This is a genomic window from Streptomyces sp. SID3212 (assembly GCF_009865405.1).
In the GTDB taxonomy this organism is placed as follows: Bacteria; Actinomycetota; Actinomycetes; order Streptomycetales; family Streptomycetaceae; genus Streptomyces.
The window spans coordinates 1-11,462 of record NZ_WWJY01001145.1 but is presented as its reverse complement, the minus strand read 5'-3'; the positions used below and the strand labels follow the sequence as shown (position 1 = coordinate 11,462).

Below are 11,462 nucleotides of genomic sequence, written 5' to 3'. Positions count from 1 at the left end.
CCCGTCCGGCGATTGAGGACATCAGTAAGCGCAACGGACACCGTGGCAGAGGCTACCCGTCCAGAGACAGCGTCGCCTGCGAAGGCGTCCGTTCCGTGGACAAGGAACGAGCGACGTCCTCCCCGGCCCGCAGCACCCGCACCGCATTCGTCCACGTCAGCTTCGACACGTCCGACCGCGACCACCCCCGCGACAGAAGCTCCGCGATCAGGTTCGGGTAGCCCGACACGTCGTCCAGGCCCACGGGCGTGAACGGCGTGCCGTCGTAGTCGCCGCCGATGCCGACGTGGTCGACGCCCGCGACCTCCCGCATGTGGTCCAGATGGTCCGCCACCGTCGAGACCAGCGCCCGTGGCCGCGGATTCGCCGCCTCGAACGCCTCGTGGACCTTCATCGCCTCCGCCGTCCTGTCCAGCGCGTGCAGCCCGTGCGCGGTCATGTTCTCGCCGGCCGCCGCCGCCCACGCCACCGCCTCCGGCAGGACGAACTGCGGTACGAAGGTGACCATCGCGACGCCCCCGTTCGCGGGGAGGAGGGCGAGGACGTCGTCGGGGATGTTGCGCGGATGGTCGCAGACCGCCCGCGACGACGAGTGCGAGAAGATCACCGGCGCCTCGGTCACCGCGAGCGCGTCCCGCATCGTCGTCGCGGCGACGTGCGAGAGGTCGACCAGCATGCCGAGGCGGTTCATCTCGCGGACGACCTCGCGGCCGAACGCGGAGAGGCCGCCCACCGAGGGCACGTCCGTCGCCGAGTCCGCCCAGGCGAGGTTGTCGTTGTGGGTCAGCGTCATGTACCGCACGCCCAGCGTGTACAGCGCCCGCAGCGTGGCCAGCGAGTTGTTGATCGAGTGCCCGCCCTCCGCGCCCATCAGGGAGGCGATACGGCCCTGCCGGCGGGCAGTCTCCATGTCGTCGGCGGTCAGCGCGCGGACCAGGTCCTGCGGATAGCGCGCGAGGAGCCGGCCGACGACGTCGATCTGCTCCAGCGTCGCGCTGACCGCGTCGTCCCCGGCCATGTCGGACCTGACGTACACGGACCAGAACTGCGCGCCGACCCCGCCCTTCCTGAGCCGGGGGATGTCGGTGTGCAGATGGGCCGACTGGTCGTCGGCGATGTCCAGGCGGTCCAGGTCGTAGCGGACCTGTTCACGCAGTGCCCACGGCAGGTCGTTGTGGCCGTCGACCACGGGGAACTCGGCCAGCAGGTCGTGCGCCTCTTCGAGGAAGTGCGTGGAGTCCATGGCGGTTATTTCCCGAAACCGAAGCTGTCCACACCCTGCACCTTGGCGCGCAGCCGCTTGCCCTTGTCCGTCGCCTGCTCGTTGAGGTCCTGGAGGAAGTCCCGCATCCGGGCCTGGAGCTCCGGGTCGTGCGCCGCGAGGATCCGTACCGCCAGCAGCCCCGCGTTGCGCGCCCCGCCGACCGAGACGGTCGCCACCGGGATGCCCGCGGGCATCTGCACGATGGACAGCAGCGAGTCCATGCCGTCCAGATACTTGAGCGGTACGGGGACGCCGATCACCGGCAGCGGGGTCACCGAGGCGAGCATGCCGGGCAGGTGGGCCGCGCCCCCCGCGCCCGCGATGATCGCCCGCAGGCCCCGGCCGGCCGCCTGCTCGCCGTACGCGATCATCTCGCGCGGCATCCGGTGCGCCGAGACGACGTCGACCTCGTACGGGATCTCGAACTCGTCGAGGGCCTTCGCCGCGGCCTCCATGACGGGCCAGTCGGAGTCCGAGCCCATGACCACGCCGACGAGAGGGGTGCTCATTCTGTGATCGTTCCTCGCAGGTAGCCGGCGGCGTGGCGGGCGCGCTCCAGCACGTCCTCCAGGTCGTCGCCGTAGGTGTTGACATGCCCGACCTTGCGGCCCGGCTTCACGTCCTTGCCGTACATGTGGATCTTGAGCTGCGGGTCCCTGGCCATGCAGTGCAGGTACGCCTGGTACATGTCGGGGTAGTCGCCGCCGAGGACATTGCACATGACGGTCCACGGCGCGCGCGGCCGGGGGTCGCCCAGCGGCAGGTCGAGCACGGCGCGTACGTGGTTGGCGAACTGCGAGGTGATCGCGCCGTCCTGCGTCCAGTGGCCGGAGTTGTGCGGGCGCATGGCCAGCTCGTTGACGAGGATCCGGCCGTCGGCCGTCTCGAACAGCTCGACCGCGAGGTGGCCGACGACGCCCAGTTCCTTGGCGAGGCGCAGGGCGAGCTGCTGGGCCTCGCCCGCCAGCTCGTCGGAGAGGCCGGGCGCGGGCGCGATGACGGTGTCGCAGACCCCGTCGACCTGCTGCGACTCGACGACGGGGTAGGCGACGGCCTGGCCGTGCGGGGAGCGGACGATGTTCGCCGCCAGTTCCCGTACGAAGTCGACCTTCTCCTCGGCGAGGACCGGGACGCCGGCCCGGAAGGGCTGCTCGGCGTCGCGCTCGGACCGTACGACCCACACGCCCTTGCCGTCGTACCCGCCGCGCACGGTCTTGAGGACGACCGGGAAGCCGCCCACCTCGGCGGCGAAGGCCGCCGCGTCGGCGGGGTCGGCCACGATGCGGTGGCGCGGGCAGGGGGCGCCCAGCTCGGTCAGCCTGGCGCGCATCACCCCCTTGTCCTGGGCGTGCACGAGCGCGTCGGGACCCGGGCGTACGGGGATGCCGTCCGCCTCCAGCGCGCGCAGGTGCTCGATCGGCACGTGCTCGTGGTCGAACGTGATCACGTCGCACCCGCGCGCGAAGTCACGCAGCGTGTCCAGGTCGTGGTAGTCGCCGATGACCACCTCGCCGACCACCTGGGCCGCGGAGTCCTGGGGGGTGTCACTGAGGAGCTTGAATCTGAGGCCGAGGGGGATGCCCGCCTCGTGGGTCATACGGGCGAGCTGACCGCCGCCGACCATGCCGACTACCGGGAACGTCACGCCCCCAGGGTATCGGGCGTGCGAAGGGACGGAGTCCGCGAGCCGTCCCGGAGGGGTCGGGCCCCGCCGGAACGGGCCCCGGCGGGGCCTACAGCGCGTCACATCCGCCCCAGGTGTGTCCTGGGCCACGGACCCGGCCCCGGGTCGGCCGACAGGGTCGCTGGTTAGCATGGCCGCACAGGACATCGACCGGACGGGGCTGAGCGGGCATATGGGCGAACGGGGCGCACTCCGCGTGCGACTGGACCGGCTCGTGCGCGAGGCGGCCAAGTTCGGTGCGGTGGGCGCCGTGGGGCTGCTGGTGAACCTGGTGGTCTTCAACCTCGTACGGCACGCTACGGACGTACCGGTGGTACGGGCCGGCATCCTGGCCACGGTCGTGGCGATCGTCTTCAACTACGTCGGCTTCCGGTACTTCACGTACCGGGAGCGCGACAAGACCCGGCGTACGAAGGAACTGTCGCTGTTCCTGCTGTTCAGCGTGGTCGGCCTGGTGATCGAGAACGGGGTTCTCTACGCCGCGACGTACGGGTTCGGCTGGGACACCCCGCTCCAGAGCAACGTGTTCAAGTTCCTGGGCATCGGGGTCGCGACGCTGTTCCGCTTCTGGTCGTACCGCAGCTGGGTGTTCCGGTCGGTGCCGCTCCCTGCGGAGGCGGGCGAATCGTTCCTGGAGCGCGGCCGGGACCGGGACCGGATACAGAGCTGACCGGTGAGCTGATCCGTACCAGCTGATCAGCGGACGAGCCGGTCAGCGGACCGGGCGGTCGCCGCCGTCGTCGCCCCGCGCGGTGTGCGGCGCCTTGCGGGTACGGGCCTCCCGGCTGAGGAAGAGCGCGAAGACCGGCGGGTGCTGCTGGAGCAGTTCCAGCCGGCCGCCGTCCGCCTCGGCCAGGTCGCGGGCCACGGCCAGCCCGATGCCGGTGGAGTTGCGGCCGCTGATGGACCGCTCGAAGATCCGCGCGCCGAGGTCGGCGGGCACGCCGGGGCCCTCGTCGGTCACCTCGATGACCGACTGGTTGCCGGTGACGCGCGTGCGCAGCGCGACCGTACCGCCGCCGTGCATCAGTGAGTTCTCGATCAGGGCGGCCAGGACCTGGGCGACCGCGCCGGGGGTGCCGACGGCCCGCATGCCGTTGCGGCCCGAGCAGACGATGGCCCGTCCCGCGCTGCGGTAGGCCGAGCGCCACTCCTCCAGCTGCTGTTTGACGACCTCGTCGATGTCGAAGGCGACGGCGGATCCGGTACGGGGGTCGCGTGCGTTGGTGAGGAGCCGCTCCACCACGTCCGTCAGCCGCTCGACCTGCGTGAGCGCGATCGTGGCCTCTTCCTTGACGGTTTCCAGGTCGTCGGTGGCGGAGATCTCCTCCAGCCGCATGGACAGGGCGGTGAGCGGGGTACGGAGCTGGTGCGACGCGTCCGCGGCGAGGCGCCGCTCGGCGGTGAGCATGCGGGCGATCCGCTCGGCGCTGGAGTCGAGGACGTCGGCGACCCGGTCCAGCTCGGGCACCGAGTACCGCTTGTGGCGGGGGCGCGGGTCGCCGGAGCCGAGGCGTTCCGCGGTCTCGGCGAGGTCGGTGAGCGGCGAGGCCAGCTTGTTGGCCTGCCGTACGGCGAGCAGGACGGCGGCGATGACGGCGAGGAGCGCCACCCCGCCGATGATCAGGAGCGTACGGCCGACCTCACGGTTGACGGAGGAGCGGCGCTCCTCGACCACGACCTTCTCGCCCTGCTCGCCGGTGGCCTTGCCCCGGATGACACTGCCGGTGGGGTGGTCGCCGAACTGGACGGGCGGGTGGCCGGGGAGGTCGACGCGGGCGTAGCGGTCCTTGCTGATCTGGTCGGCCAGCATGCCGGGGGTGATGTTCTCACCGCCGAGCAGGCGGCTGTCCACGATGCTGCCGATCCGGACGGCCTCGTTGTCCACGCTCTCCTGGGCGCTGCTGGTGATGGTGCGGGTCTCGACGATCACGAGGGACACGCCGAAGACCGCGATGACGACCAGCACCACCGCGAGCGTGGAATTGATGAGACGACGGCGCAAGGTGCCCTTCCGGCTAGCTCTTCTCGAAGCGGAAGCCGACGCCCCGTACCGTCGCGATGTAGCGCGGGTTCGCCGCGTCGTCGCCGAGCTTCTTGCGGAGCCAGGAGATGTGCATGTCGAGGGTCTTGGTGGACGACCACCACGTCGTGTCCCAGACCTCGCGCATCAGCTGGTCGCGGGTGACGACCCGGCCTGCGTCGCGGACCAGGACCCGCAGCAGGTCGAACTCCTTCGCCGTGAGCTGGAGCTCCTCGTCGCCCATCCAGGCGCGGTGCGACTCGACGTCGATCCGCACGCCGTGGGTGGCGGGGGCCGGGGCGGGGTCGCTGGCGCCGCGCCGGAGCAGGGCACGCACCCGGGCGAGCAGTTCGGCCAGGCGGAACGGCTTGGTCACGTAGTCGTCGGCGCCGGCGTCCAGCCCGACGACGGTGTCCACCTCGTCGGCGCGGGCGGTGAGCACCAGGATCGGCACGGTGTGGCCCTCGGCGCGGAGCCGGCGGGCGACTTCCAGGCCGTCCATTCCGGGCAGGCCGAGGTCGAGGACGACCAGGTCGACCCCGCCCTGGAGGCCGGCGTCCAGGGCGGTCGGACCGTCTTCGCGGACCTCGACCTCGTAACCCTCCCGACGCAGGGCGCGGGCCAGCGGCTCCGAGATGGATGCGTCGTCCTCGGCGAGCAGTACACGGGTCATGGGGTGATGGTAGTCCGCGCCGGGCGCGCCTTGGGTAGCGATCGGCGGCGCCTGCGGGTCAGGGTGCCGATCCTGTGAAGCGCCTTCGAATGCGAAGGAATGGTTCCGTGTATGCCTGTGGTCCATCTCTCAGCCGACGGCTCGCCGGAGAGACACGGAAAGGAGGGAGCAGGCGGACCGCTCACGAGGGCGGCGCCGCCAGCTCCGCCCAGACCGTCTTCCCCGTCTCGCCGGGGTTCCGTACGACTCCCCAGTCGAGGCAGAGCCGCTGGACGATGAACATGCCGTGGCCGCCGGGGCGCCCCGCGCGGTGCGGGGTGCGGGGTTCTGGCTGGCCTTCGCCGTGGTCCGTGACCTCCAGGCGCAGGACCTTCGCGTGGGTCGAGACGCGCAGTTCCTCCGGCCCGTCGGCGTGCAGGCACGCGTTGGTGACCAGCTCGGAGACCACGAGCAGGACGTCTTCCGCGGCCGCCCGCCGGTCGGGGGTCGCCGCGGGGAGCCAGCCCCAGTCGTACAGCGCCTGGCGGGTGAAGTCGCGCGCGAGCGGGACGACCCCGCTCGCGTCGGACAGCGCGAGCGCGCGTACCCGCCGGTCGGACGCGGCGGGAGTGGTTCCCGCGTCGTCCGGCTCGGGGCCGAGGTCGCCCGGCGGAGGCTGCCGGGTGGTGCTCATCAGCGCTTCACCTCACCGATTCACCGAATTCCAGTTCGTCACTACAGATCACTACAGGTCACCACAGATCACTACACATCACAGACCGGTTCGGGGAGAGCTGGGCCGGTGGGCCTGCGGGGAGACTCCTGCCCCTGCGTATCGTGACAACACCCACATCACCGGTGCGAAAGTCCGCGGGACCCGTCCGGCGTTCAGCACGGCCGGCCCGGACGACGCCGGCACGGGGAGAGTGAGGGGCCACGTACCCAAGTCCGCCTCAGTCCGCCAGGGCGTCTTCGACGGAATCATGGAGGGTGAAGACCGCGTCAGCCCCCGTGATCTCGAAGACCCTGGCCACGACGGGCAGCATGCCCGCCAGATGGACCCCGCCGCCGGCGGCGTCCGCCGTCAGCCGGGCACCGAGCAGCACGTTGAGCCCGGTGGAATCGCAGAATTCGAGCTGCGAGCAGTCGATGACCAGGCGTACCCGGCCCTGCTCCAGCGCCGCCTCCAGCGGGACCCGCAGGACGTCCGCCGTGTGGTGATCCAACTCGCCGGCCGCCGTGACGACCTCGCTCCGGCCCTCGGTCCGAACCTCGACCCGAAGCCGGCCCCGGTTCGCGCTGCCGACCGTCTGCCGGTCCATTCCCGTCCCTCTTCGTGTCTGGTTAGCCATCGTCGGAAGTTCGCGCGCGTCGCATGCCTATGACTGCGGTTGACGCCGCTCGAACATTACGCCTTTCACACGCCGACCGGTAGCCGAAGTCCCCCACAATAAGGGCAAACAGAACAATTAACACTTGCAACTGCCTGTACCGACCGGGTAGGGCTAGGAGGAACACATTCCACACGACCGGCTTCGGAGGCGCCGCAAACCGCAGCAAGCGTATTGGCTTCGGCGGCCACATGCCGAGAACGATGGAGGAGACCATGGCACCCCGGCTCGACGAACCGCTTTCCGAACCGCGTACCAAGGGTGAACCCCGCACCGGGGACCTGGAGAACCTACCCGACGGGGGCTCGGAAAACCTGCCCGCCGAGGGTCTGGAGGACCTGCCGGAGATCCCGCCCTTCGACGAGGTGGGGGCGGTTGACGCCCGGGCCCTGTCCAAGACGCTCTTCGCCCGGCTCGAATCCCTCGAAGAGGGCACGTACGAGCACGCGTACGTCCGCAACACCCTGGTCGAGCTGAATCTCGCCCTGGTGAAGTTCGCGGCCTCCCGCTTCCGCTCCCGCAGCGAGCCGATGGAGGACATCGTCCAGGTCGGCACGATCGGCCTGATCAAGTCCATCGACCGCTTCGAGTTGAGCCGGGGCGTGGAGTTCCCCACGTTCGCGATGCCGACGATCGTCGGCGAGATCAAGCGTTTCTTCCGCGACACGTCGTGGTCGGTACGGGTGCCGCGCAGGCTCCAGGAACTGCGCCTGGACCTCGCCAAGGCGAGTGACGAACTGGCCCAGCGCCTGGACCGCGCACCGACGGTCGGCGAGCTGTCGGAGCGGCTCGGCCTCACCCGCGACGAGGTGGTGGAGGGGATGACGGCGAGCAACGCGTACACGGCGAGCTCGCTGGACGCCCAGCCGGCGGAGGACGACTCCGAGAGCGCGCTGTCGGACCGGATCGGCTACGACGACCACGGCCTGGAGGGCATCGAGTACGTCGAGTCCCTCAAGCCGATGATCGCGGAACTCCCCCGGCGCGACCGCCAGATCCTCTCGCTGCGGTTCGTGGCCAACATGACGCAGTCGGAGATCGGCGAGGAACTGGGCATCTCACAGATGCATGTGTCGCGGCTGCTCACGCGGACGCTGGAGAAGCTGCGGAAGGGCTTGATGGTGGAGGAGTGAGGGGCGCCGGCCCGACGGGCTGACGGTGCGGGGTGGGGCCGCCTTCACCACCCCTCACCCCTCACCCCGGCCCCGCTCCTTCACCCCGGCCCCGCTCCCTCAGCCACCTGTCCGCCTCCCCCGGCGCACCGAACCGCACCACCCGCAGGGGGGCGAAGCGGGGATCCGTCGTCCGCCCGCCTATGTCCGTGCGCCGCGCCCCGTGCTGGGACCACGCCCACCACGCCGGGTGGTCCCGGCGGAACCACCCCGCCAGCGTCTCCCTGTTGCCGCCGAAGACGCGTTCCCGGCGTACGGTCCGCCTCAGCGATCTCCGCAGCACCCTCGGCATCACCACCCGCCTCGGGTAGTCCAGCCAGATCACCGTGTCGGCGTGTTCCCACAGCAGGTCGCGGACCTCCGGGTAGCCGAACGAGTCGAAGATCCAGGCCGGGGAGGCCGCGATGCCGGCGACCCTCGACGCGAAGTCCTGGTCCACCGCCCAGCCGGGGCCGGTGAAGTGCAGGGCGTCCATCTCGTAGTAGGGCAGGGCGAGTTCGCCGGCCAGGGTCCGCGCGAGCGTGGACTTGCCGGCCCCGCTGATGCCCACCACCAGAACGCGCCGCACCGGTGGATCGTACCGACAGCGGTCGGGGGGTCCGGTCCTGCCGCCTTATTGACGGGGCCGTCCGGTACGGGCCACATTGAGCCCGGGGCAGGGGGGAATCGGAATGGCTCTTGGGGAGAGCTGCCCGGCGGAGTTCAGTGCGCGCACGGTCTACTCCGGTCCGGAGTCGCTCATGCGCCGTCGCCTCGGCAGGGAATGTCTTTACGTGCCGTCGTGCCGGTTCGGGCTGTACCTGGCCCTGCGCCACTGGTGCCCGCCCGGCGGGCGGGTCCTCATGTCGCCGGTCAACGACGACGTCATCTTCTTCGTCGTGCTCGCCGCCGGACTGCGGCCCGTACAGGCCCCGTTGCGTCCGTACGACGGGTCGATCGACCTGGACCGCGTGCCGGACTCCGACTGGCGGGGGCTGTCCGCCGTACTGACCACCAATCTGTACGGGAATCCCGACCCCGCTCCCGAACTCCGCGCCCGCTGCGACAGGTTGGGGATTCCGCTGATCGAGGACGCCGCGCACGCGATCGGCAGCGTGGTGGGAGGACGGCCCGTCGGCGGTTTCGGGGACGCGTCCGTGTTCAGCCTCTCCAAGCACGTGGGGGCCAAGACCGGTGGTTTCCTCGCCGTCGCGGATCCCGCCCTCCGTACGGAACTGGCCCTGGCCCGGGACGAGTTGCTCCAGCCGTCCCGCCTCCGTGCCGAACTCGCCTATGCCGTACGCCCGTACGCCGAGGCCGGCGTACGGGGGCTGCGTCTCGTACGGGCCGCCCGCGCCGCGTTACGCGTGCTCGGCCAGGAGGAGCGCGAGGCGATCCGGATGCCCCTGCGCGCCGGTGATCTCAAGCAGGCGCTGGCCGGGGAGCCGGGGCTGAGCGGATTCCACTCCTGGGTGCGCGTCGACATGCACGACTACCGGCTGCGGCCGGGACGCACCCGCCTGAGACGTACGGAACGGCTGCTCTCCGGACTCGACGCCCGCCTGGAGGCCCACCGGGCGGGTACGCGGCGGCTGTTGGACACCGTCTGGGGTGGCGGAGCTCGGGACGGAGCTGAGGTCCAGCCCCTGTTCCGTGTGCCCCTGCTCGTGGAGGACCGTGACGCGGCCGTCGCCGCCCTCGCCCGGCGCCGTATCACCACCGGCTATCTCTACGACCCCCCGCTCGACACCTACGCGGGCGAGGTCTTCACCGATCTTTCCCCGCACCCCGCGCCCGCCGCCTGGTTCGCCCGGCACGCCCTGCCCGCCGATCCGCGCCGCGCCGACGAGATCATCCGGGTGCTCACCGCGTCCGGCGCCCGGCCGGCCGTGTGGGACGGGCGCGGCTGAGGTGGCCGAGACCACCCGGCTGCGCGGTCCCGCCGGCCCGGCCGGGGGGAAGCCGGAGGCCGCCGCGCCGGCCGGGCACGACTCGATGTTCCGTAACGCCTACGCCCTCATGCTCTCCACCGGCGTCTCCGCCGCCCTGGGCCTGGGCTTCTGGCTCGTCGCCGCCCGCTACTACACGGAAGAGGCCGTCGGGCAAGGCTCCGCCGCCATCGCCGCGATGCGGCTGCTCGCCGCCATCACCGCCACCACGATGATCGGCGCGGTGGTGCGGTACGTGCCCCGGGCCGGGCGCGCCACCGGTTCGCTGGTCCTGCGCGCGTACGCCGTCAGTTCGCTGGTCGTGTGTGTCGCCTGTGTGGTGTTCCTGCTGACCCTCGACCTCTGGGGTCCGTCGTACGCGCCCCTCGACGGGCCCACCGCCGGGCTCGTCTTCACCGCGTCCTGTGTGACCTGGGCGCTGCTCACCCTCCAGGACGGTGTCCTGACCGGCCTGCGGAAGGCCTTCTGGGTGCCGGTCGGCAACGCCGTCTTCTCCGTCGGGAAGCTGCTGCTGCTCGTCGCGTTCGCCACCGCGATGCCCGTCCTCGGGGTTTTTGTCTCCTGGGCCGCCGCCATCGCCCTGTCCGTCCTGCCGCTCGGCTGGCTGATCTTCCGCAGGCTCATCCCCCGGCAGGCCGAGGCCGACCACGACCGTGAGCCGCTCAGCTCGCGGGACATCGGGCGGTTCCTCGCCGGGGACTCGGTGGGGGCGCTGTTCAGCCTCGCGATGATCAATCTGCTGCCGGTGATGGTGGCGGTCCGCTTCGACGCCGCGCACAACGCCTTCTTCTACACGGCGTACACGGTCGGCGGCACGATGGAGTTCATGGCCATCAACATGGCCTCCTCGCTCACCGCGCACGCCTCGCACAGCCCGGAGCGGCTGGCGGAGGGGGTACGGGGGGCGCTGCGCCGGATGGCGGTCCTGCTGGTGCCCGTCGTCCTGGTGCTGGTGGTCTTCGCCCCGCAGGTGCTCGCGCCGTTCGGGCCCGACTACGCCGAGCACGGCACGACCGTGCTGCGGCTGCTGGCCGCCGCCGCGCTGCCGCGCGTGGTCGTGGAGCTGTACATCGGGGTGCTGCGGGTCCAGGGCCGTACCGGCATGCTCGCCGTCCTCCAGGGCGCCATGTGCCTGCTGGTGCTGGGCAGCGCGATGTTCCTGCTCGGGCCGACGGGGATCTCGGGGGCGGGCCTGGCGATGCTGGGGTCGATGACGCTGGTCGCGCTGGTCGCGGCGCCGGGGCTGCGGGCGGCGCTCGGCGGGCGGTCGGCGCGTGCGGCCTCGCCGGCGCGGATGGTGGGGCCGGGGCGTGCAGCCCCGCCGGCGCGGGTGGTGGGGCCGGGGCGG

11 protein-coding genes and 1 pseudogene are annotated in these 11,462 nt (G+C 71.4%); 4 read left to right on the top strand and 8 right to left on the bottom strand.

Going from position 1 to position 11,462, the window contains the following annotated elements; all coding sequences use genetic code 11:
- Positions 1-52: 52 nt before the first annotated feature.
- Genes GT042_RS34325 through GT042_RS34315 form a run of 3 tightly spaced genes read right to left on the bottom strand, consistent with a single transcriptional unit; the run spans position 53 to position 2,909 of the window.
- Positions 53-1,243 carry a dipeptidase gene (locus GT042_RS34325; RefSeq protein ID WP_161312600.1) on the bottom strand — a complete coding sequence of 397 codons (1,191 nt, stop codon included), beginning with the start codon at positions 1,241-1,243 and terminating at the stop codon, positions 53-55.
- Between the two features lie 5 nt (positions 1,244-1,248).
- On the bottom strand, positions 1,249-1,773 hold the full coding sequence (purE, locus tag GT042_RS34320; RefSeq protein WP_161312599.1) for a 5-(carboxyamino)imidazole ribonucleotide mutase: 525 nt from the start codon (positions 1,771-1,773) through the stop codon (positions 1,249-1,251).
- Positions 1,770-2,909 carry a 5-(carboxyamino)imidazole ribonucleotide synthase gene (locus GT042_RS34315; RefSeq protein WP_161312598.1) on the bottom strand — a complete coding sequence of 380 codons (1,140 nt, stop codon included), beginning with the start codon at positions 2,907-2,909 and terminating at the stop codon, positions 1,770-1,772. Before GT042_RS34315 ends, purE begins: the two co-directional genes overlap by 4 nt.
- Before the next feature lie 211 nt (positions 2,910-3,120).
- Between GT042_RS34315 and GT042_RS34310 the strand changes: the two genes are divergently transcribed.
- The gene (locus GT042_RS34310) at positions 3,121-3,618 is read left to right on the top strand and encodes a GtrA family protein (protein WP_161312602.1); all 498 of its coding nucleotides are present in this window, start codon (positions 3,121-3,123) and stop codon (positions 3,616-3,618) included.
- A gap of 42 nt (positions 3,619-3,660) precedes the next feature.
- Here GT042_RS34310 and GT042_RS34305 read toward each other — a convergent pair whose 3' ends face one another.
- The 4 genes from GT042_RS34305 to GT042_RS34290 form a co-directional block, all read right to left on the bottom strand.
- Entirely contained in the window at positions 3,661-4,953 is a 1,293-nt protein-coding gene (locus tag GT042_RS34305; RefSeq protein ID WP_161312597.1) for an ATP-binding protein, read from the bottom strand.
- Positions 4,954-4,966: 13 nt separating this feature from the next.
- Positions 4,967-5,644: a response regulator transcription factor gene (locus GT042_RS34300; protein ID WP_161312596.1), complete on the bottom strand. Its 678-nt coding sequence runs from the start codon at positions 5,642-5,644 to the stop codon at positions 4,967-4,969.
- Between the two features lie 181 nt (positions 5,645-5,825).
- Positions 5,826-6,317: an ATP-binding protein gene (locus GT042_RS34295; protein WP_161312595.1), complete on the bottom strand. Its 492-nt coding sequence runs from the start codon at positions 6,315-6,317 to the stop codon at positions 5,826-5,828.
- Between the two features lie 259 nt (positions 6,318-6,576).
- The gene (locus GT042_RS34290; RefSeq protein ID WP_161312594.1) at positions 6,577-6,945 is read right to left on the bottom strand and encodes an STAS domain-containing protein; all 369 of its coding nucleotides are present in this window, start codon (positions 6,943-6,945) and stop codon (positions 6,577-6,579) included.
- A gap of 284 nt (positions 6,946-7,229) precedes the next feature.
- Between GT042_RS34290 and GT042_RS34285 the strand changes: the two genes are divergently transcribed.
- Positions 7,230-8,147 (top strand): RNA polymerase sigma factor SigF, encoded by a 918-nt coding sequence (locus GT042_RS34285; protein ID WP_161312593.1) that lies wholly within the window; start codon positions 7,230-7,232, stop codon positions 8,145-8,147.
- 61 nt (positions 8,148-8,208) lie between these two features.
- Here the strand turns inward: GT042_RS34285 and GT042_RS34280 are convergent, their stop codons facing one another.
- Positions 8,209-8,754 (bottom strand): AAA family ATPase, encoded by a 546-nt coding sequence (locus GT042_RS34280; protein ID WP_161312592.1) that lies wholly within the window; start codon positions 8,752-8,754, stop codon positions 8,209-8,211.
- 172 nt (positions 8,755-8,926) lie between these two features.
- On the opposite strand from GT042_RS34280, the gene GT042_RS34275 reads away from it, so the two are divergent.
- Positions 8,927-10,075: a DegT/DnrJ/EryC1/StrS family aminotransferase gene (locus GT042_RS34275; protein ID WP_161312601.1), complete on the top strand. Its 1,149-nt coding sequence runs from the start codon at positions 8,927-8,929 to the stop codon at positions 10,073-10,075.
- Positions 10,076-10,094: 19 nt separating this feature from the next.
- A pseudogene (locus GT042_RS34270) lies at positions 10,095-11,462 on the top strand (lipopolysaccharide biosynthesis protein); the annotation flags it as partial.